This window comes from Klebsiella sp. BDA134-6 (genome assembly GCF_015601345.1).
GTDB lineage: Bacteria > Pseudomonadota > Gammaproteobacteria > Enterobacterales > Enterobacteriaceae > Klebsiella > Klebsiella grimontii.
Map to the genome: position 1 here is coordinate 2,842,291 of NZ_CP064784.1, position 19,053 is coordinate 2,861,343.

17 protein-coding genes and 3 pseudogenes are annotated in these 19,053 nt (G+C 56.6%); 11 read left to right on the forward strand and 9 right to left on the reverse strand.

Features of this window, described 5'->3' with window-relative positions; all coding sequences use genetic code 11:
• Nucleotides 1-219: 219 nt before the first annotated feature.
• From fdnG to fdnI, 3 genes are read left to right on the forward strand one after another with little or no spacing between them, the layout of a single operon-like run.
• Nucleotides 220-3,267 carry a formate dehydrogenase-N subunit alpha gene (fdnG, locus tag IYV58_RS13110; RefSeq protein ID WP_195729669.1) on the forward strand — a complete coding sequence of 1,016 codons (3,048 nt, stop codon included), beginning with the start codon at nucleotides 220-222 and terminating at the stop codon, nucleotides 3,265-3,267.
• An 11-nt stretch (nucleotides 3,268-3,278) separates the two neighbouring features.
• On the forward strand, nucleotides 3,279-4,163 hold the full coding sequence (gene fdxH / locus IYV58_RS13115) for a formate dehydrogenase subunit beta (RefSeq protein WP_142468245.1): 885 nt from the start codon (nucleotides 3,279-3,281) through the stop codon (nucleotides 4,161-4,163).
• Nucleotides 4,156-4,812 (forward strand): formate dehydrogenase-N subunit gamma, encoded by a 657-nt coding sequence (gene fdnI / locus IYV58_RS13120; RefSeq protein ID WP_004120645.1) that lies wholly within the window; start codon nucleotides 4,156-4,158, stop codon nucleotides 4,810-4,812. Before fdxH ends, fdnI begins: the two co-directional genes overlap by 8 nt.
• Before the next feature lie 41 nt (nucleotides 4,813-4,853).
• Here fdnI and IYV58_RS13125 read toward each other — a convergent pair whose 3' ends face one another.
• Both IYV58_RS13125 and IYV58_RS13130 read right to left on the reverse strand, forming a co-directional pair.
• Nucleotides 4,854-5,177, reverse strand: coding sequence for a CcdB family protein (locus tag IYV58_RS13125; RefSeq protein ID WP_071988218.1), 324 nt, complete (start codon nucleotides 5,175-5,177; stop codon nucleotides 4,854-4,856).
• A complete protein-coding gene (locus IYV58_RS13130) occupies nucleotides 5,177-5,353 on the reverse strand; it encodes a hypothetical protein (RefSeq protein WP_004120643.1) in 177 nt (58 codons plus the stop codon). Before IYV58_RS13130 ends, IYV58_RS13125 begins: the two co-directional genes overlap by 1 nt.
• Nucleotides 5,354-5,764: 411 nt before the next feature.
• Between IYV58_RS13130 and araJ the strand changes: the two genes are divergently transcribed.
• Nucleotides 5,765-6,916, forward strand: coding sequence for an MFS transporter AraJ (gene araJ / locus IYV58_RS13135; RefSeq protein WP_112165134.1), 1,152 nt, complete (start codon nucleotides 5,765-5,767; stop codon nucleotides 6,914-6,916).
• A gap of 5 nt (nucleotides 6,917-6,921) precedes the next feature.
• On the opposite strand, the gene IYV58_RS13140 is transcribed toward araJ, so the two are convergent.
• From IYV58_RS13140 to IYV58_RS13165, 6 genes are read right to left on the reverse strand one after another with little or no spacing between them, the layout of a single operon-like run.
• Nucleotides 6,922-8,013, reverse strand: a complete 1,092-nt coding sequence (locus tag IYV58_RS13140; RefSeq protein WP_112165132.1) for an alkylhydroperoxidase domain protein — start codon at nucleotides 8,011-8,013, stop codon at nucleotides 6,922-6,924.
• A 9-nt stretch (nucleotides 8,014-8,022) separates the two neighbouring features.
• Nucleotides 8,023-9,012, reverse strand: a complete 990-nt coding sequence (locus IYV58_RS13145; protein ID WP_112165130.1) for a putative FMN-dependent luciferase-like monooxygenase — start codon at nucleotides 9,010-9,012, stop codon at nucleotides 8,023-8,025.
• Nucleotides 9,009-10,613, reverse strand: a complete 1,605-nt coding sequence (locus IYV58_RS13150) for a dipeptide ABC transporter ATP-binding protein (RefSeq protein ID WP_087829369.1) — start codon at nucleotides 10,611-10,613, stop codon at nucleotides 9,009-9,011. Before IYV58_RS13150 ends, IYV58_RS13145 begins: the two co-directional genes overlap by 4 nt.
• The gene (locus tag IYV58_RS13155; RefSeq protein WP_195729670.1) at nucleotides 10,610-11,461 is read right to left on the reverse strand and encodes an ABC transporter permease; all 852 of its coding nucleotides are present in this window, start codon (nucleotides 11,459-11,461) and stop codon (nucleotides 10,610-10,612) included. Before IYV58_RS13155 ends, IYV58_RS13150 begins: the two co-directional genes overlap by 4 nt.
• A complete protein-coding gene (locus IYV58_RS13160; protein WP_087829368.1) occupies nucleotides 11,458-12,402 on the reverse strand; it encodes an ABC transporter permease in 945 nt (314 codons plus the stop codon). The genes IYV58_RS13155 and IYV58_RS13160 overlap by 4 nt, the downstream gene beginning before the upstream one ends.
• A 10-nt stretch (nucleotides 12,403-12,412) precedes the next feature.
• Nucleotides 12,413-14,035: a TIGR04028 family ABC transporter substrate-binding protein gene (locus tag IYV58_RS13165; RefSeq protein ID WP_142469986.1), complete on the reverse strand. Its 1,623-nt coding sequence runs from the start codon at nucleotides 14,033-14,035 to the stop codon at nucleotides 12,413-12,415.
• 207 nt (nucleotides 14,036-14,242) lie between these two features.
• Here IYV58_RS13165 and IYV58_RS13170 point away from each other — a divergent pair, with 207 nt between their 5' ends.
• The gene (locus IYV58_RS13170; protein WP_195729671.1) at nucleotides 14,243-14,812 is read left to right on the forward strand and encodes a hypothetical protein; all 570 of its coding nucleotides are present in this window, start codon (nucleotides 14,243-14,245) and stop codon (nucleotides 14,810-14,812) included.
• A gap of 43 nt (nucleotides 14,813-14,855) precedes the next feature.
• Here IYV58_RS13170 and adhP read toward each other — a convergent pair whose 3' ends face one another.
• A complete protein-coding gene (gene adhP, locus IYV58_RS13175) occupies nucleotides 14,856-15,866 on the reverse strand; it encodes an alcohol dehydrogenase AdhP (RefSeq protein ID WP_004120604.1) in 1,011 nt (336 codons plus the stop codon).
• 256 nt (nucleotides 15,867-16,122) lie between these two features.
• Between adhP and IYV58_RS13180 the strand changes: the two genes are divergently transcribed.
• From IYV58_RS13180 to IYV58_RS13200, 6 genes and pseudogenes are all read left to right on the forward strand, one after another.
• On the forward strand, nucleotides 16,123-16,722 hold the full coding sequence (locus tag IYV58_RS13180) for an inorganic diphosphatase (RefSeq protein ID WP_123828081.1): 600 nt from the start codon (nucleotides 16,123-16,125) through the stop codon (nucleotides 16,720-16,722).
• A gap of 262 nt (nucleotides 16,723-16,984) precedes the next feature.
• Complete coding sequence (locus tag IYV58_RS13185) at nucleotides 16,985-17,482, forward strand: recombinase family protein (protein ID WP_227676916.1); 498 nt, start codon at nucleotides 16,985-16,987, stop codon at nucleotides 17,480-17,482.
• Nucleotides 17,370-17,738 (forward strand): annotated as a pseudogene (locus IYV58_RS13190) (hypothetical protein); the annotation flags it as partial. The gene IYV58_RS13185 and the pseudogene IYV58_RS13190, both read left to right, overlap by 113 nt.
• A 2-nt stretch (nucleotides 17,739-17,740) precedes the next feature.
• Nucleotides 17,741-17,929 carry a hypothetical protein gene (locus tag IYV58_RS28325; RefSeq protein ID WP_049113377.1) on the forward strand — a complete coding sequence of 63 codons (189 nt, stop codon included), beginning with the start codon at nucleotides 17,741-17,743 and terminating at the stop codon, nucleotides 17,927-17,929.
• Nucleotides 17,930-17,983: 54 nt separating this feature from the next.
• Nucleotides 17,984-18,456, forward strand: a pseudogene (locus IYV58_RS13195) (Hcp family type VI secretion system effector).
• A 77-nt stretch (nucleotides 18,457-18,533) separates the two neighbouring features.
• Nucleotides 18,534-19,028: pseudogene (locus tag IYV58_RS13200) on the forward strand (GNAT family N-acetyltransferase); the annotation flags it as partial.
• Nucleotides 19,029-19,053: the final 25 nt, after the last annotated feature.

Below are 19,053 nucleotides of genomic sequence, written 5' to 3' on the forward strand. Positions count from 1 at the left end.
CTGATGTTGGTTCAAACGCAGTCGGGTTTTATAACACTTTTTACTGCCGTCGGGGGGATATTTTCCACCATGCTTAATACTATCGGAGTAATAAAAATTGGCGCCGCTGACTATTAAGGGGGCGTCAGTTTTCGACATTGATTTGACGCAAATAAAACAGGGATATTGCTGTTAGTTTTGCCCTCCGCGATGAATAAACATCCCGCATGGAGGGGAACAATGGACGTCAGCCGCAGAAAGTTTTTTAAAATCTGCGCAGGCGGTATGGCCGGAACAACAGCCGCTGCTTTGGGTTTTGCGCCCAAAATGGCCCTGGCTCAGGCGCGTAATTACAAGCTGCTGCGCGCTAAAGAGATCCGCAACACCTGCACATACTGCTCCGTAGGCTGCGGGCTATTAATGTATAGCCTGGGCGACGGCGCGAAGAACGCGAAAGAAGCGCTTTATCACATCGAGGGGGACCCGGATCATCCGGTAAGCCGCGGCGCGCTATGCCCGAAAGGGGCCGGACTGCTGGACTACGTCCACAGTGATAACCGCCTGCGCTACCCGCAATACCGCGCGCCGGGTGCGGATAAATGGCAGCGCATCTCCTGGGATGAGGCGTTTGAGCGTATCGCCAGGCTGATGAAAGCCGACCGCGACGCCAACTTTATGGAGAAAAACGAGCAGGGCGTCACGGTAAACCGCTGGCTTACCACCGGGATGCTGTGCGCCTCGGCAGCCAGCAACGAGACCGGCATGCTGACGCAGAAGTTTGTGCGTTCCCTCGGTATGCTGGCGGTAGACAACCAGGCGCGCGTCTGACACGGACCAACGGTAGCAAGTCTTGCTCCAACATTTGGTCGCGGTGCGATGACCAACCACTGGGTGGATATCAAAAACGCCAACGTCGTGGTGGTGATGGGCGGTAACGCCGCCGAAGCCCATCCGGTGGGATTCCGCTGGGCGATGGAGGCGAAAAACAACAACGACGCTCTGCTTATCGTCGTCGACCCGCGCTTTACGCGTACGGCGTCGGTGGCCGATATCTATGCGCCGATTCGTTCCGGCACCGACATTACCTTTCTGTCGGGCGTGCTGCTGTACCTGATCGAAAATAACAAAATCAACGCTGAATATGTGAAGCATTACACCAACGCCAGCCTGCTGGTGCGCGACGATTTTGCCTTCGAAGACGGCCTGTTCAGCGGCTACGATGCCGAAAAGCGTCAGTACGATAAATCGTCGTGGAACTATCAGTTCGACGAAAACGGCTACGCCATGCGCGATGAAACCCTGCAGCATCCGCGCTGCGTATGGAATCTGCTCCGGCAGCACGTTTCGCGCTATACGCCGGAGGTAGTGGAGAATATCTGCGGCACGCCGAAGGCCGATTTCCTCAAGGTGTGCGCGGTGCTGGCCTCAACCAGCGCGGCGGACCGGACCACCACCTTCCTTTACGCGCTGGGCTGGACGCAGCACACCGTCGGGGCGCAGAACATCCGCACCATGGCGATGATCCAACTGCTGCTCGGCAATATGGGGATGGCGGGCGGCGGCGTGAATGCGCTGCGCGGACACTCCAATATCCAGGGGCTTACCGATTTAGGGCTGCTATCGACCAGCCTGCCGGGCTACCTGACGCTGCCGTCGGAACAGCAGACGGATCTGCAAAGCTATCTGACGGCGAATACGCCGAAAGCGCTGCTGGCGGACCAGGTGAACTACTGGAGCAACTATCCGAAATTCTTCGTCAGCCTGATGAAATCGTTCTACGGCGATGCGGCGCAAAAAGAGAACGACTGGGGCTTTAACTGGCTGCCGAAGTGGGACCAGGCTTACGACGTTATCAAGTACTTCAATATGATGGATAACGGCAAGGTGACGGGATATCTCTGCCAGGGCTTCAATCCGGTGGCTTCGTTCCCGGACAAAAACAAGGTGGTCCGCAGCCTGAGCAAGCTGAAGTACATGGTGGTGATCGACCCGCTGGTGACCGAAACGTCGACCTTCTGGCAAAACCACGGCGAGTCGAATGATGTCGACCCGGCGGCGATTCAGACCGAAGTCTTCCGTCTGCCGTCTACCTGCTTCGCCGAAGAGGATGGTTCGATCGCCAACTCGGGGCGCTGGCTGCAGTGGCACTGGAAAGGTCAGGATGCGCCGGGGGAAGCGCGTAACGATGGCGAAATCCTTGCCGGGATCTATCACCGTCTGCGCGAGATGTATCGCACCGAGGGTGGCAAAGGCGTCGAGCCGCTGCTGAAGATGGGCTGGAATTACAAGCAGCCGGATCATCCCGAATCTGAGGAAATCGCCAAAGAGAACAACGGCTATGCACTGGAAGAACTATACGACGCCAACGGTGTGCTGCTGGCGAAGAAGGGCCAGTTGCTGAACAGCTTCGCGCTGCTGCGCGATGATGGTAGCACCGCTTCATCCTGTTGGATCTATACCGGCAGCTGGACCGAGCAGGGCAACCAGATGGCCAACCGCGATAACGCCGATCCGTCAGGTCTTGGCAACACGCTCGGCTGGGCGTGGGCGTGGCCGCTCAACCGGCGGGTGCTGTATAACCGCGCATCGGCGGATATCAACGGCAAGCCATGGGATGCGAAGCGGATGCTGATCCGCTGGAACGGCAGCAAGTGGGTCGGTAACGATATTCCGGACTTTAATAACGCCCCGCCGGGCAGCAATACCGGGCCGTTTATTATGCAGCAAGAAGGGATGGGGCGGCTGTTTGCGCTGAATAAGCTGGCGGAAGGCCCGTTCCCGGAACACTACGAGCCGATGGAAACGCCGCTTGGCACCAACCCGCTGCACCCGAACGTGATCTCCAGCCCGGTGGTGCGGCTGTATGCAGAGGATGCCCTGCGTTTAGGCAAGAGGGCGCAATTCCCGTACGTCGGCACCACCTATCGCCTGACCGAGCATTTTCACACCTGGACCAAGCATGCGCTGCTCAACGCCATCGCGCAGCCGGAACAGTTTGTCGAAATCAGCGAAGGCCTGGCGAAAGCGAAGGGGATAGCCAACGGCGATCGGGTGACGGTCAGCAGCAAACGCGGCTTTATTCGCGCGGTGGCGGTGGTGACGCGTCGTCTGCACACGCTTAACGTTAACGGCCAGCAGGTGGAAACCGTCGGTATCCCGCTGCACTGGGGTTTTGAAGGCGTAGCTAAAAAAGGCTACATCGCCAATACCCTGACGCCGAACGTGGGGGATTCCAACTCGCAAACGCCGGAGTATAAGGCGTTTCTGGTCAACATCGAGAAAGCGTAAGGAGCGAATCAATGGCGATGGAAACCCAGGACATTATTAAACGCTCCGCCACCAACCCGATAACTCCCGCGCCGCGCGCGCGGGATTTTAAGGCGGAAGTGGCGAAGCTGATTGATGTCTCCTCCTGTGTAGGCTGTAAAGCCTGCCAGGTGGCCTGTTCCGAGTGGAACGATATTCGCGATGAGGTTGGGCACTGCGTCGGCGTGTATGACAATCCCGCCGATCTGAGCGCCAAATCCTGGACGGTAATGCGTTTTAGCGAAACCGAGCAGAACGGCAAGCTGGAGTGGCTGATTCGCAAAGACGGCTGTATGCACTGCGAGGACCCGGGCTGCCTGAAGGCGTGCCCGTCCGCCGGGGCGATTATTCAATACGCCAACGGCATCGTCGACTTTCAGCAGGAAAACTGCATCGGCTGCGGCTACTGCATCGCCGGGTGTCCCTTTAACGTCCCGCGCCTCAATAAAGAGGATAACCGGGTTTATAAGTGCACCTTGTGCGTTGACCGGGTCAGCGTCGGCCAGGAACCGGCCTGCGTGAAAACCTGCCCAACCGGCGCGATTCATTTCGGCAGCAAGAAAGAGATGCTGGAGGTGGCTAACGAGCGCGTGGAAAAACTGAAGAAGCGCGGCTATCCCCATGCCGGGGTGTATAACCCGCCGGGCGTCGGCGGCACGCACGTGATGTACGTGCTGCATCATGCCGACCAGCCTGAGCTATACCATAACCTGGCGAAAGCGCCGCAGATCGATACCGCGATCAACCTGTGGAAAGGCGCGCTGAAGCCGCTCTCGGCGGTCGGATTTATCGCCACCTTTGCCGGGCTGATTTATCACTACATCGGGATTGGGCCGAACAAGGAAGCGGGTGACGAAGAGGAGGAGCACGATGAGTAAATCGAAAATGATTGTGCGCACGAAGTTTATTGACCGCGCCTGTCACTGGACGGTAGTCATCTGCTTCTTTCTGGTGGCGCTCTCGGGGATCTCGTTTTTCTTCCCGACGCTGCAGTGGCTGACCGAAACCTTCGGTACACCGCAGATGGGGCGTATTCTGCATCCGTTCTTCGGGGTGCTGATTTTCGTGGCCCTGATGTTTATGTTTGTGCGCTTTGTCCACCACAATATTCCTGATAAGCAGGATATTCCCTGGCTCAAAGGGATTATTGAGGTGCTGAAAGGCAACGAGCATAAAGTGGCGCGGGTAGGGAAATATAACGCCGGGCAGAAAATGATGTTCTGGACCATTATGAGCATGATTTTTGTGCTGCTGGTGACCGGGGTGATTATCTGGCGACCCTGGTTTGCCCACTATTTCCCGATTCAGGTGATTCGCTATAGCCTGCTGATTCACGCGACCTCGGCGATTATTCTTATTCATGCGATTCTGATCCATATGTATATGGCGTTTTGGGTAAAGGGATCGATTAAAGGCATGATCGAAGGGAAGGTGAGTCGCCGCTGGGCGAAGAAGCATCATCCGCGCTGGTATCGCGAGGTGGAGCGTCAGGAAGCGAAGAAAGAGAGCTGCGAAGGGCTGAAATAAGTTCTGAGTCGTAAACCCGCTCCGGTTAAACCCGGAGCGGGTCAGGTATTGGTAATAAGAGCATCGATGGCTGAAATAACATCTCCGTGGCTACTTTTTAAATTACAGACGAAATGCTTCTTTTTTAATTTGCTCTTTTCTACACTGGTGATCCCTGGTGTATTCAGGAATAAAGATTGAAAATTAATATTTATCCGTGGAGACGCGGAGTGGTAGTATCCTGCCAGCCGAGTACTATAGCCTAATGGAAGAGTAAGTCTGGTAGACAAATCACAGTAATAATCATGTTGAATAACCATAATATATGGCTGTAGCTGATTGGTTCTCTCCGATGGATTGCGATAAACATCAAATTGTAAGCTCATCACAGTCCCTCAAAGAAGGGGTCATCAGATAACAGGCCGGCTTCAGCAGTAAATTCATTCATTGCCTGCATAAACTCCTTGTCCTTCTGGTACTGTTCATCGCGATCGTCAGATGCCTGACATGGATTCTGTGGAGGGGCTTTGACGGTTAGGTTTTCAATATCGTTTAGTTTCATTATGGCCTCCATAAGTGGTGTGCTTCAATTATCAACCTATCACTTTAAAAAACAATACCGACTCACCTGGTTGTAGCAGGTTTGCGAGACGGGTTCCAGAGAACAGCAACGATATGAAAAAGATGGCACTTTTGTGGAAGCGTGGTCCTGGGTCGGCATTGCCACACGGTTTATAGTTGCAATCCAGCCGCTGGTCACAGAATGTCCTGGCGATCGCTTTTATGGTAATCCGACCTTCGAAATAATGAGTACCTTGAGATAATGCGCAATTAATAACCGACTTGCGAATAAGCTTATGAAATAACCGCGCCGTTTTATGGATAAATATGCCACCCGGCGTTTTTATCTGGTCTGCCGTTTGATAATGCACAATAATGCCGCCAGTATATTTTATAACAAGTGATTAGTTGTATGAAAAAGACTATTTTTTCGTTAGCGCTTGGCACCTTTGGTCTCGGGATGGCGGAGTTTGGCATTATGGGCGTATTACCTGAAATCGCTCATGATGTCGGCATATCTATTCCCGCCGCGGGCAATATGATCTCATATTATGCCTTTGGCGTGGTGATCGGCGCGCCGGTGATGGCGCTGTTCTCCAGCCGCTTTTCGTTAAAGTCGGTTATGCTGTTTCTCGTGGCGCTGTGCGTTATCGGCAATGCCATCTTCACTTTATCTTCCAGCTATTCGATGCTGGCGTTGGGCCGTCTGATCTCCGGCTTTCCGCACGGCGCATTTTTTGGCGTAGGGGCGATTATCCTGTCAAAAATCGCCCCGCCAGGAAAGGTGACGGCGGCGGTGGCGGGGATGATCGCCGGGATGACGGTCGCCAATTTGCTGGGGGTGCCCGCCGGGACCTGGCTCGGCCATCAGTTTAGCTGGCGCTATACTTTTCTGGCGATTGCGGTGTTTGATATCGCGGTGCTGGTATCCATCGCCTGGTGGGTGCCCACGCTGTTTGATAAATCCACGGCGCGCCTGCGCTCGCAGTTCTGTTTTTTAAAATCGCCCGCGCCGTGGTTAATTTTTGCCGCCACGATGTTCGGCAATGCCGGCGTATTCGCATGGTTTAGCTATATTAAGCCGTTTATGATTAACGTCTCCGGTTTCGGTGAGAGCGCCATGATATTCATTATGATGCTGGTGGGCCTCGGGATGGTTCTCGGAAATCTCTTTAGCGGTAAAGTTTCCGTTCGCTTCAGCCCGCTGCGTATTGCCGCCGTTACCGATGGCGTTATTGTGGTGACCTTATTATTGATCTTTCTGCTGGCTGAGCATAAAGCCGCCTCATTAACCCTGGCGTTTATTTGCTGCGCGGCGCTGTTCGCCCTGTCGGCGCCGCTGCAAATTCTGCTGCTGCAAAACGCCAAAGGCGGCGAGATGCTGGGCGCGGCGGGCGGTCAGATAGCCTTTAATCTCGGTAGCGCCATCGGCGCGCTGTTTGGCGGAATGATGATTACGGCCGATTTTGGCTGGCGTTCCGTTGCCTTACCGGCCGCTCTGCTCTCGTTTCTTGCCCTCAGTTCGCTGCTGATTTATGCCCGCTATCAGCAGCGTCCGGCCTGATTCATTTACTCCTGCCAGGGTTCGCCGAGGGTCAACATTAAACGGTTGGCCCAGGCGAAGAACGCTGCCGATTGCAGTAAATCCAGCTGAGCGAGCGTATCCAGGCCCTGCTGTTCGACCGCGGCAAGGTGTCCGGCGCCCAGGGCGGGCGGGGTAACGGAAATCGCGGCGGCGAAATCGATTTGCGCCTGCCAGCCCGGCGTCTGCCCGTCGCTTAGGTTCTCTCCGGGCGTCACCGCCAGCAGCGTTTCTACCGCCGTTTCATCCTTAGCCAGCTGCGCGGCCTTGCGCGCATGCACCGACGCGCAATAAATACAGCCGTTAACTTTGCTCGCCACCGTCGCCGCCAGCTCGCGTTCGGCGCGCGGCAGGCCGCCGGGAGTATAAAAAATCCCTTTGTCGGTTAACGTACGCTGCTCCAGTACCGGCTGGTTGCGCGCCAGCAGGCGGAAATAGGGGGAATCGCTATGGCCGAACTTCGCCAGCAGCGCCTGCTCATCCGGGGTAAACTCCGCCAGCGGTTTAGCCGCCAGCCAGGGCTCCCAGTGCAGTTCGTCGCGGGTAAATCGCACTGGCGCGCGCTTACCGCTGAGGGTTTGCGGCGAGGTATGCCAGAATCCAGCCGCGACCGGGGTTTGTGCGACAGTAATGCTTTTGCCGTTAAGCAGGCGCAGCCCGGTGACCAGCCGACTCTGGAAGCTGACAAAGGCGATAAGCTGGGCGAGGGTGACGATGCCGCGCAGGGTCCAACCGGCGCGGATTAACGCCTCCAGCGGCGATGGCGTGGCCTCCACAGGCGTAAAGGTTAACAGTCGGGCAAAGGCCAGCGCCGGGGCCAGCCGCGGGGATGTGGGGTCGGCGATACCAAAACCGGCATAGTGGGCCGCCAGCGCATCGCTCTCATGCAGCTTAGCGACCCTGGCGGCAACGGCAAAACGCTCATCGAGCGGAAAGTCGTTATCCTGCTGACCAAACAGTGTTTCATAGCTTCCCTGAGCGTGGCGGGTGGCCGCCTCGCGCACGGCGCGCGCCGCGGCTAAAGCGGAATCGGGGGCAATCTCTGCCAGTTCGGCCAATATATCCTGACTTAGCGTCATGGTGACTCCTTATGTAACTGAAGGGGCAATGTGCTGAGCGATCAGCTCAAGGGAACGCAGCGTGTCCCGGTGCGACGGTTCAACGGAGTGCACCTGAAACGAAATATCGGTCACCCGCCGCAGCACGCTATCCCGCGCCAGCGAGGCGGCGACGTGTGAGGGGTCGCCAACGTGAGCGTCAAGCTGCGGTAGAAATTCGGTGACAGTGTCACCAATAATTTCATGGCCGGCGGCGCGATGTTGGGCTGCCTGCCGGCGTAAACCGGGTTCGGCGACCTGTAGCGCGTACTCCTGACTGTCGGCGACGAAAGCGGTACGCGAGGCGAGGATCCGCGGCGCGACGCCCGCGGGCAGCGCGGCGAGATAGGCGTCGATAATCGGATTCTGAATCGCGTCCAGCGGCAGCATCGGTTGCCCGGACGGGCGCGGCTGGGTTCGCGAGAGCATCAGTCCATGTCCGGCCTGCGCGGCGCGGACCGCGCCGTCGACGGAAAATGTGGCAATCCAGATACGTTCCGCCAGCTGCGGCGCCGGAGGGTAAAGATGATTATCCGGATGGGCGAGCGAATCTCCGCGCCAGGCGCTTTGAATCAGATGCAGGTGCTCGGCGAACACCGCGCTGCGCTGGTCGATCGTCAGGCCGAAGGGTAAAAACGAGGTGGGGGTACCGCCGGAGCCGAAGCCCACCTCCAGCCGCCCATCGGCGAGCAGATCCAGCACCGCCGCATCCTCCGCCACCCGTAGCGGGTTTTCCATCGGCAGAGTGATAATAGCGGTTCCCAGACGGATGCGTTCAGTGTGCGCTGCCGCATGGGCGAGAAAAACCAGCGGCGATGGCAGGCCGCCTTCGTGCTCATGAAAATGGTGCTGCGCAATCCACGCGCTGTCGAACCCAAGGCGTTCGGCGTGGCGAATTTGCTCGGTGGCCAGCCGATAGCGCTCTTTGGGCGTGGCGTGGTCCAGCAGGCGGGTGAAAAAGCCCAGTCGTTTACGCGTCATGCAACCTCCTTGCTCAGGGATGAAAAGTGGGGAATCGCGGCGATAAGCTCGCGGGTATAGTGATGCTGCGGGGCGCTGAACAGACGGCTGACATCCCCATGTTCAACCACCTGGCCCGCCCGCAGCACCGTCACGCTGTGGGCGATACGGCGCACCGTCGCCAAATCGTGAGTGATAAACAGATAGCTCAGCCCGAGCTGCTGCTGAAGCTGCTGCAGCAGGGCGAGAATTTGCGCCTGCACCGTGACGTCCAGCGCTGAGGTCGCTTCATCCAGCACCAGGATCGTTGGCTCAAGGATAAGCGCGCGGGCGATGGCCACCCGCTGACGCTGGCCGCCGGATAGCTCGCGGGCGGTACGCCACAGCAGCTCCGGCGCGAGCGCCACGCGGGCGGCGACCGATTCCACGCGCTGGCGTCTCGTCTCGGCGTTGAGTCGGTCAAAGTTTTTTAGCGGCTCTTCGATAATCTCAAACAGCGTTTGCCGCGGATCCAGGGACGCAAAGGGGTTCTGGTAGACGAACTGTATTTTACGCCGCAGCTGGCGGAGCGCCTCGCGGCTGAGATGCCCGGCATCAATACCGTCAATAGCGATATGGCCAACATCGGCCTTTTCGAACCCCAGCAGGATCCGCGCAAGGGTGGTTTTGCCGGAGCCGGACTCACCGACTAGCGCGTGGGTGCTGCCCCGTTTCACCTCGAAACTCACGGCGTCCAGCGCCTGTAAATGCGCGCGGCCTAGCGAAAAACGCTTGCTGATGCCCTCTACGCGGATCGCCGGGGTCGCCAGCACGCGCCCGCTGGCCGGGGGGATGGTCAGCGTCGAACCCTGGAGATCGCTGAGCAGCTGGCGGGTATAGGCGTGCTGCGGCGTGCGCACCACATCGACGGTCGCGCCCTGTTCCTGAATTTCGCCGTGGCGAAAGACCAACAGTCGGTCGGCGCGTTCCGCCGCCAGCGCCAGATCGTGAGTGACGAACAGCACCGCCGTACCGGACTCCCGGCGCAGCGTGTCCAACAGGTCGAGGATCCGTTTTTGTACCGTCACGTCGAGGGCGCTGGTGGGCTCATCGGCAATGATTAAATCGGGTTTCAGGGCGATGGCGATAGCGATCAGCACCCGCTGCTTCATACCACCTGAAAGCTGGTGAGGATATTGATCGATGCGCTGTTCCGGGTGGCTCAGCCCAACCTTCGCCAGTAGCGCCAGCACCTGCGCTTTACGCTCTGCGGCGCTGCTTTGCTGATGCAGGCGCAGAATTTCGCCCACCTGAGCGCCGATAGTTTTTACCGGATTCAGGGAGTTGCCCGGATCCTGAGGCACCAGACTAATCCGCGCGCCGCGAAGGCCGTCGAGGCGTTTGGCGGACCAGCCGCTGATATCTTCGCCGTTAATCGAGATGCGCCCGCTGTCCCGGCGCGCGTTATCCGCCAGCAGGCCGATAATCGCCTGCGCGGTGGTGGTTTTACCCGAACCGGATTCGCCGACGAACGCCAGCATTTCGCCGCGTTTTACCGCAAAACTGACGTCGTGCACCACTTCGCGCCATTCGCGCTGCGAACGATAGCTGATGCGCAGATTCTCGACGGTCAAAACATTCATGGGCGTTCTCCGCTAAATTGACGGCTGATGCGGTTGGCGGCGAGCACTACGGCGATCACCACAAGGCCGGGAAGGGTGGTAAGCCACCAGGCGGTGGAGAGATAGTTCCGGCCCTCAGCGATCAGCAGCCCCCACTCCGGTACCGGCGGCGGCGTGCCGTAGCCGAGAAAACTCAGGGTTGAGAGCGCCAGAATGGCCTGACCGAACTGGAGGGTGGCAAAAGCCAGTACCGCAGTGAGCGAATTGGGCAGAATATGCCGCCAGAAAACGGCGAAAAAAGTGCCGCCGCTGCCGTACGCCGCTTCGACGAAGTCGCTGTGGCGCATGCGAACCACTTCCGCTCGTGCCAGGCGGGCAAAGCTGGCTATTGCCGCGACGCCGACCGCGACGGCGGCGTTAAGGGTGCCGAAACCGAGCAGGATGATGACCGTCAGCGACAATAACAAAGCGGGGATCGCCAGCAGCACGTCAACCAGTCGCATGATCGCCGACTCCACGCGTCCCGCCAGCGCACCGGCCAGGGTGCCCAGCGCGGTACCGATGAACAGGCCGATCGCCACCGCCGCCAGCGCGGCGGAGAGGGAATGCACGGCGCCGTAAACGATGCGGCTCCACAGATCCCGACCCAGCTGGTCGGTGCCCAACCAGTGGCCGGCCTGCGGCGCCAGCCGCTGGGCGCCGGGAAGTCCCTCCAGCGGGTTATAAGCGGTAAACAGCTGCGGGGCGATCGCCATCAGCGCGGCAACGATCGTTATCGCCCAGGCCAGCAGCAGGCCGGGCTGAACGCGCAGCGTACGCCAGTTTATCCTGCGGCGTCGCGCGGCGATTGCGTAATCCACCAGGCTCATACGGCACCTCCGATAACGGTTTTCAGGCGCGGGTCGAACAGCGGCATCAGCAGGTCGACCAGCAGGTTAATCAGTACGAAACCGAGGGCAGAGATCATCACCACCGCCTGCAGCACCGCGATATCCTGATTATTGACGGCCTGCTGCGTCAGCAGTCCCAGACCGCCGCGACCAAACACGGTTTCGGTAATCAGCGCGCCGGCGATCAGTTCCCCCAGCAGCAGACCGGCAATATTGAGTACCGGCAGCAGGGCGTTGCCGGTAACGTGCCGCCACAGAACGCCCGTTTCGCTCAGGCCTTTGGCACGGGCAACGGCGACAAATGGCTGTGCGGCGACCTGATCCAGACTGCGCATCAGGATTTGCGCCAGCGGGGCGGAAATTGGCACCGCGACGGCAATAATGGGCAAAATCAAGCCCTCAACCGGACCCGGGTTGATCACCGGGATCCAGCGCAGCTGAAAGGAGAAAAGCTGAATCAGGGCGATCCCGAGCCAAAACGTTGGCAGCGAGATAAACAGCACCGGCAGCGATTGCAGCGTGTTGCTCAGCCAGCGCAAACCCGGCAGCCGTGAGGCGAAGGCGAGGGTGAACGCCAGCGCCACCGCCAGCGCAAAGGCGGGCAGCGCCAGGCTTAATGTCTCCGGCAGGTTGCTGGCGATAAGCGCGCTGACCGGCAGCCCGGCCTGCAGCGAATAGCCAAAATCGCCCCGTAGCATGGCCCATAGCGTGTGGAAATACTGCTTCCACAGCGGGCTATCGGCCCCGTAGGCGAGGCGCATTTCGGCGATCTGCTCGGGGCTCAGTCCCAGATCCGGGTTCTGAAACTTGATCAGTACCGCATCGCCGGGCAGCACCTGTAACAGGACGAAGGAGAGAGTAAACGCCGCCCACAGCACCAGTAGTCCCTGGCCGGAGCGCCGCAGAAGATAGTGGCTCATCGCGGGCTCCTTAGTGCTTTTCCAGCCACGCGCCGTAGAACGACGGGCGGCCTACCGCTTCAAAACTGACGCCTTTCACCCAGGGGGCGCCGGCAAAGACCTGCGGCTCTTCAAATATCGGGATCACGTAGGCGTTATCCAGCAGGTAGCGCTGGGCGTCGCCGGTGAGCTGAAGGCGTTTTTGCGGCTCGACTTCGGCTGAGATCGCGGTCAGCAGCGCGTTGAGCTTATCGTCGCGGAAGCTTTGCACTTTGTCGCTGGAGCCGCCTTTTTGCAGCAGCGCGTCGCGGTTAATGGGGAAGAACATGCTTTTCACCACGTCAGGGTCGGCGCGGCCCACTTCCGACACGGTGAGCGGCGTTTTCAACGGGTCGAGACTGTCCAGCGTACGGCTACCGGCATCACCGGCTTTGACCGCCAGCGCAACGCCGACCTGACGCCACTGCTGGGCGATAAGCTGGAGTACCTCTTTGTTTTGCGGCTGGGGCAGGGATTCATAGACGGTTAACGCCAGGCGCTGACCATCCTTTACCCGTATACCGTCGGCGGCCGGTTTCCAGCCCGCCTCATCCAGCAGCTGTTTCGCTTTGGCCGGATCGAAAGCCAGCTTATCACTGAGGTTTATGTATCCGGCCGCGCTGCTGGCGATGACGGAAGTGGCCTGCGGATAGTTGGCGGAGAACAGGGTTTCGACCACCTGTTTCGCGTTGGTGGCGTGCAGCAGCGCCTGGCGCACGCGCAGGTCGGCAACCAGCGGGTTATCCGGGCGGAAGCTCAGGCTATCGTTGACGCCGCGCGTCGGAGCGGCATAGATTTTAAAGCCTGCATCGGTGGCCTGCTTCTCATCGTAGGCCTGCACCTGGCGGATAAAATCGGCCTGTCCCGCCAGCAGCGCGCCAATACGCACGCCATCCTCCGGGGTGACGATATAGGTTATGCCGTCGAGATTGGCTGGTCCCTGCTGGGCGAGGCTTTTTGGCCCCCATTGATAATCTTTACGCGCGACCAGCGTGAGTTCACGCCCCGGTTTTTCATCTTTAACCGTAAAAGGTCCGGAACCAATAATATGGCGGGCGTCCCCCAACTCTTCAAAATTACGCGCCAGGGTGCTGAGGGAAACCAGTCCGGAGCCGATGGTCGCGGTGCCCTGCAGAAATCCCGGCGAGGGCTTTTTAAAGTAGAATTTTATCGTCAATGGATCGATGACTTCGCTGCGATCGTAATTATTAATCACCTCGGAAACCGGTAGGCGGCGCGCTTTATTCCCAAGCCCGTAGGTATCAAAGTTTTTGGCAACCGCATTGGCGTCAAGCGGGGTTCCGTCCGAGAAGGTGACGCCAGGGCGAATCTTAAAGGTATATTCGGTTTTATCGGCGTTAACGCTCCAGCTTTCGGCAATCCAGGGTTCGACTTGTAGGGTTTCGGGATTTTGCCAGGTCAGCTTATCGGTTATTTGATTCAGGATACCGCCGTTGGGATAGAACCCGCCGGCCGGCGGATAAAGATTAGTATGCGGCTGTTGCTCCAGATAAATTAACGTGCCGCCTTTAACCGGCGCATCGGCGGCCCACGCGGAAAAGGCGCCGCTTAAAAAAAGTGCCGCCAGCGCGGGCAGGCGAAAACGGGTGTGCATGGTGAATTCCTTTGTTATCTATTGTTTGGTCATCATCGGGCGCGCGTTTTAACAAAGGAAGTGAGGATTTGCGCTAAGCATTTGCATAAAAAGCATTTATACCCTGATCGATTTTTAGGGGCTGGTATTTCCATGCCTTTCAGCTGAAACTCATGATGGATAATTTAATGGCTGAGAGATAGTCAGCGTAATAAAGGGATAGCAACGATGCTGAAGTATTTACTGATGTTGGCGGTGACGGTGCTGGCGGGCTGTACCAGTGCACCCAATTTGCCTTCTACCGATACCATTATTAAGGTTAAACCTATTGAGTCGGGCATCATTGTCAATTCAAATAAATACAGCTATCGATTCTTCCGTAAAGGGGTGCCGCAGGAGTACCAGCGTTATAATACTTTCTACGAACGCTTCAATAAGGTCGCATCCGGCGTACGGGTGAATTTTGTCGTGAAACAGCATGAGGTTGTTGCGGAATATCTGGTGGTGCTCGACAAGCGCAGGCTGGATGCGAGCCAACAAACTTTATTAACCAACCAATATAAAGCGAATGCACTGGACAACGAGCATCTTGGCGTGCTGTTTAAAGCGACCGGTTTCTGGTCAACCGTTGATCCCAATGAGCTGGATGACGCTTATCGGCTTGCCAGCCCGGTGGTGGTGTCAATTAACGATACAACGCAGACCATTAGCCCGCTGGGAGAGATCGCCCTGATTCCGCTGGTGCCGCTATTTCCGCTGGTGATGATGTACGGTTGCGCAACGGGGCCATGCGTGTAAAGGGGAAATGAAACCTCTCCCGCAGCGGGGAGAGGTCCGACGATTAGCGGCGGAAATCAATGACCATACGGCCGCGAATCTGCCCCTGTTCCATCTCTTTAAAGATGGCGTTGATATCGCCCAGCGGGCGCAGGGTGACTTTCGGTACGACTTTACCTTCTGCGGCGAACTGGAAGGCTTCGGTCAGATCCTGACGGGTGCCGACCAGCGAACCGACCACCTCAATTCCGTCGAGGACCAGACGCGGAATGTCCAGGCTCATCGCTTCCGGGGGCAGGCCTACCGCCACCACGCGTCCGCCGGCGCGAACCGCGTCTACCGCTGAGTTGAACGCCGCTTTAGCGACGGCGGTGACCACTGCGGCATGCGCGCCGCCCGTTTTCTCGTGAATGATTTTGGCCGCGTCTTCGCTGCGGGAGTTGATGGTCAGGTCCGCGCCCATTTCCGCGGCCAGCTTCAGCTGTTCATCGTTAACGTCAAGGGCGATCACTTTGGCGTTAAACACGTTTTTGGCGTACTGCAGCGCCAGGTTGCCGAGGCCGCCGAGGCCATAGATGGCGATCCACTGGCCGGGTTTGATATGGGAGACTTTTACCGCTTTATAGGTCGTCACGCCCGCGCAGGTGATGCTGCTGGCCGCCGCTGAATCCAGCCCGTCCGGCACTTTGACTGCATAATCGGCCATGACGATGCACTCTTCCGCCATACCGCCATCGACGGTATAGCCGGCGTTTTTCACCGAGCGACACAGCGTCTCGTTGCCGCTGTTACAATATTCACAATGCCCGCAGCCTTCGAAGAACCACGCGACGCTGGCGCGATCGCCCGGCTTCAGAGAATGCACGCCAGGACCGACCTGCTGTACGACGCCCACGCCTTCATGGCCAAGGATGACCCCGGTTTTATCGCCAAAATCGCCGTTCTTGACGTGCAGGTCGGTGTGGCATACGCCGCAGCAATCCATTTTTAATAGGGCTTCGCCATGTTGCAGTGGACGAAGCGTTTTTTCCGTAACATTGACCTGATGATCTTGCGTGACAACAGCAGCTTTCATTCTGTTCTCCTTATTGAACATAAGCGTACTAACACAATTTTGTTTTTTACGCATGCTAAGGTTTAGCTCAAACCATCACAAAATCAAGGGAATAATAGCAGTTCCTGGCTGAGATGAGTTTCATGTGCCGTTTTTTTAATCAGATTTATTAATGAAATTATCGTCACATTACCGTCATCGTTACGTCATGCACGCTTCATTTGCGGCCTCTATCGTTCTGTATTTCAATTTCTTATAACGAGAGAGCGACAATACAATGCATCTGGTAAAAACACTCCTTGCCTCAGGCCTTCTGCTTTCCGCTGCCGCTCAGGCGCAGAACGTACTGGATTTCCCGCAGCCGAAAAACAATCCTGAAGAGTTTTATGCGGTGACCGAAATTCCCGCGGGCGGGATTATCAAATATGAAACCGACGCCAAAACCGGCTTTCTGATCGCCGATCGTTTTCAGTCGATGCCGGTGGCCTATCCGGCTAACTACGGCTCGCTGACCCAATCTCTGGCAGGAGATGGCGATCCGCTGGACGTGGTGTTTTACACCCGCGCGCCGATGGCGCCGGGAACGCTGATTAAGCTGCGCGCGATTGGTGTGCTCAAGATGATTGATGGCGGCGAGAAGGACGACAAAATCATTGCCGTTCCGGCAAGCAAAATCGACCCAACCTACGATGACATCAACGCGATCGGCGATCTGCCGAAAATTGAGCAGGAGCGTTTGCAGGCTTTCTTCCGCGTTTACAAACAGCTGCCGGAAGGGCGTAAAAAAGTGGAGCTGAACGGCTTTAACGATTCCGCCGCCGCGAAGCAGGAAATTAAAGCGGCATGGGATGCCTGGAAAGAGAAAAATCCGCAATAAGCGGAAAAACAGGCATCGCCCGGTGCCTGTCGCTTTTTCTTCGCCTTATTCTCCGCAGAGTGAGGCAATACGGGGAACTACGCCGGAACCGCCGAAATTTCCGTTACCCTGCGTCCTTTTCTTCAGCCCCTGCGTGGCGACGATGCGCTCGGGATTGCTTTTTTCACGGGTAATAAGATCCCGGTCAATCTCACTGCTGACGTTGTCTCATATCACTGGTACGATATAAATCTCTTTCACGGCCCCTTATACGTACATATTTATGACAGAAATACGTATTGGCTATGCCCGATGTTCAACTGACCGCCAGGATCTGGCTGCACAGCAGGAAGCCCTCGTCGGTCTGGGCGTTTCTCCGGACCGGATTTATACCGATAAGGGACTGACCGGTTCAAATCGCCAGCGCCCCGGTCTGGCTCAGGCTCTGGCGGCAGTTCGCCAGGGAGACACGCTGGTCGTACCGATAATGTTCTTTAATGTGCTGGCGACGTTTGCCGAGTTTGAAGACGACCTGATACGTCTTCGCACGCGCGAAGAGATGGCCATCGCCTGGGCTAAAGGAAAACTGCGGGGGAAGCAGTCGAAGCTGTCAGATAAACAGCAGAAAGAGCTTTGCAGGATGCACGGAAGCGGCGAGTACTCTATCCAAACAACTGTTAATGGCAGTAAATATTCATATTTCCGCAAGTTCACTCACAAATACAGGATTTGCTTTAGCAACAGCATCATTTGTCGCTGCAGGCATGAATTTAAGTCTTGAACTCAGTGCACTGGCAGGGCGAAGAGCGGGAGGTATTGTTGGGATTATTGGTTTATATGGCGTTGTGCAGAAAGCAGCAGATAGTGCGCGTCGTCTTGCTATTAATTGTCCAGCGTACTACTCAGCGCTATATGCACAAGAGCTGGAGATGATGTACTTCCTGATAGAACCATTGTTTGAACGAGCTGAAGCGTTTAATGCACAATGGGTATCGGATGGTGAGATTGCAAACATCATCACCAGGATGATTCGATAATCATGATGAGTCTTATTAAAAGGTTTTTCAGACGGATATTCAGGTCATTGATATCGATGTACGGTCCTGCCTTATTGACACTTTTATTTGCAATTGTCCTTTTTCAAATTTTTCCTGACGGACCAATATGGCCTGTCCCCATATTCTGCATTTTTGTGATCGTTATTTTTTATCGATATGTGAAATGGTAATCATCAAAACAGCAAAATTTAGCATTATTTGAAATTTATTTATAAGAAAATTTTATGTCTATACCCGCACATTTATGGCTTGAAGATGAAAATGGTTCGCCGCTTGTTGGCAGTTGCCAAATGCCACTTCGCCTGGGTTCAATCGAATTAAAATCATTCTCTCACGGTGTCACTATTCCGGTTGACCCGAGCTGGGGAAAACTTACAGGTACACGCGTTCACCGCCCTATAACCATAGTGAAAGAATTTGATCAGACAACACCACTTCTGTACCGCGCGGTCTGTGAAGGCCGGACCATGAAAAAGGCTACAATTAAGATGTACCGCATTCTGGAATCGGGCATCGAGGCCGAGTATTTCAATATCATTCTTGAAAACGTCAGGTTCACAACGGTCGCACCATTCCTGTCTCCTGACGGTATGAGTAGTACTCACCTTGAAACGCTTGAATTGCGTTATGAAGCAATTACCTGGATGTATACGGAGGTATCTATCGTGATTCATGGAACGATCGTTGTTGTGCCTGATGACAAGGGGTACCAAGGGAGGCCATTGTCTCCCTTGGCTCTGACGAGGAGTTAAAATGAGCGACTTAACCATGAGGATTGCTATCGTTACCGGCTTTCGTCCGGGAATGATTGGCCGCATTACGCAGATGCACGGCGAGTACTATGCGAAGCACTACGGATTTGGTCACTTTTTCGAGAGCAAGGTGGCCAGCGGGCTGGCGGAGTTTTCCGGTCGTCTTGAGAAACCGTGCAACCGGGTTTGGCTTGCCGTTCAGGGTGGGCAGATTGTCGGATCGGTGGCGATTGACGGCGAAGACCTCGGTAACAATCAAGCGCACCTGCGCTGGTTTATCCTCGACGATAGCTGTCGGGGAAGCGGCATTGGCCGCCGTCTGCTGAATGAAGCGATGGCTTTTTGCGATAGCCAGGGCTTTTCTGCGGTGCAGCTGTGGACCTTCAGCGGGCTGAACGCCGCCCGCAGGCTATATGAATCCTTCGGCTTCACGCTGCATAAAGAGTGGCAGGGCGATCAGTGGGGGCGGATGATGACCGAGCAGCAGTTTAGCCGGCAGCAGGCCCGCGCTGGATAATCTCCCGGCGCGAATCGCCGCGCCG

Coding starts and splice junctions, on each gene's coding strand:
- fdxH (WP_142468245.1), top strand. CDS start 3,279: ATGGCGATGGAAACCCAGGACATTATTAAACGCTCCGCCACCAACCCG.
- fdnI (WP_004120645.1), top strand. CDS start 4,156: ATGAGTAAATCGAAAATGATTGTGCGCACGAAGTTTATTGACCGCGCC.
- IYV58_RS13125 (WP_071988218.1), bottom strand. CDS start 5,177: ATGAGCTTACAATTTGATGTTTATCGCAATCCATCGGAGAGAACCAAT.
- IYV58_RS13130 (WP_004120643.1), bottom strand. CDS start 5,353: ATGAAACTAAACGATATTGAAAACCTAACCGTCAAAGCCCCTCCACAG.
- araJ (WP_112165134.1), top strand. CDS start 5,765: ATGAAAAAGACTATTTTTTCGTTAGCGCTTGGCACCTTTGGTCTCGGG.
- IYV58_RS13140 (WP_112165132.1), bottom strand. CDS start 8,013: ATGACGCTAAGTCAGGATATATTGGCCGAACTGGCAGAGATTGCCCCC.
- IYV58_RS13145 (WP_112165130.1), bottom strand. CDS start 9,012: ATGACGCGTAAACGACTGGGCTTTTTCACCCGCCTGCTGGACCACGCC.
- IYV58_RS13150 (WP_087829369.1), bottom strand. CDS start 10,613: ATGAATGTTTTGACCGTCGAGAATCTGCGCATCAGCTATCGTTCGCAG.
- IYV58_RS13155 (WP_195729670.1), bottom strand. CDS start 11,461: ATGAGCCTGGTGGATTACGCAATCGCCGCGCGACGCCGCAGGATAAAC.
- IYV58_RS13160 (WP_087829368.1), bottom strand. CDS start 12,402: ATGAGCCACTATCTTCTGCGGCGCTCCGGCCAGGGACTACTGGTGCTG.
- IYV58_RS13165 (WP_142469986.1), bottom strand. CDS start 14,035: ATGCACACCCGTTTTCGCCTGCCCGCGCTGGCGGCACTTTTTTTAAGC.
- IYV58_RS13170 (WP_195729671.1), top strand. CDS start 14,243: ATGCTGAAGTATTTACTGATGTTGGCGGTGACGGTGCTGGCGGGCTGT.
- adhP (WP_004120604.1), bottom strand. CDS start 15,866: ATGAAAGCTGCTGTTGTCACGCAAGATCATCAGGTCAATGTTACGGAA.
- IYV58_RS13180 (WP_123828081.1), top strand. CDS start 16,123: ATGCATCTGGTAAAAACACTCCTTGCCTCAGGCCTTCTGCTTTCCGCT.
- IYV58_RS13185 (WP_227676916.1), top strand. CDS start 16,985: ATGACAGAAATACGTATTGGCTATGCCCGATGTTCAACTGACCGCCAG.
- IYV58_RS28325 (WP_049113377.1), top strand. CDS start 17,741: ATGATGAGTCTTATTAAAAGGTTTTTCAGACGGATATTCAGGTCATTG.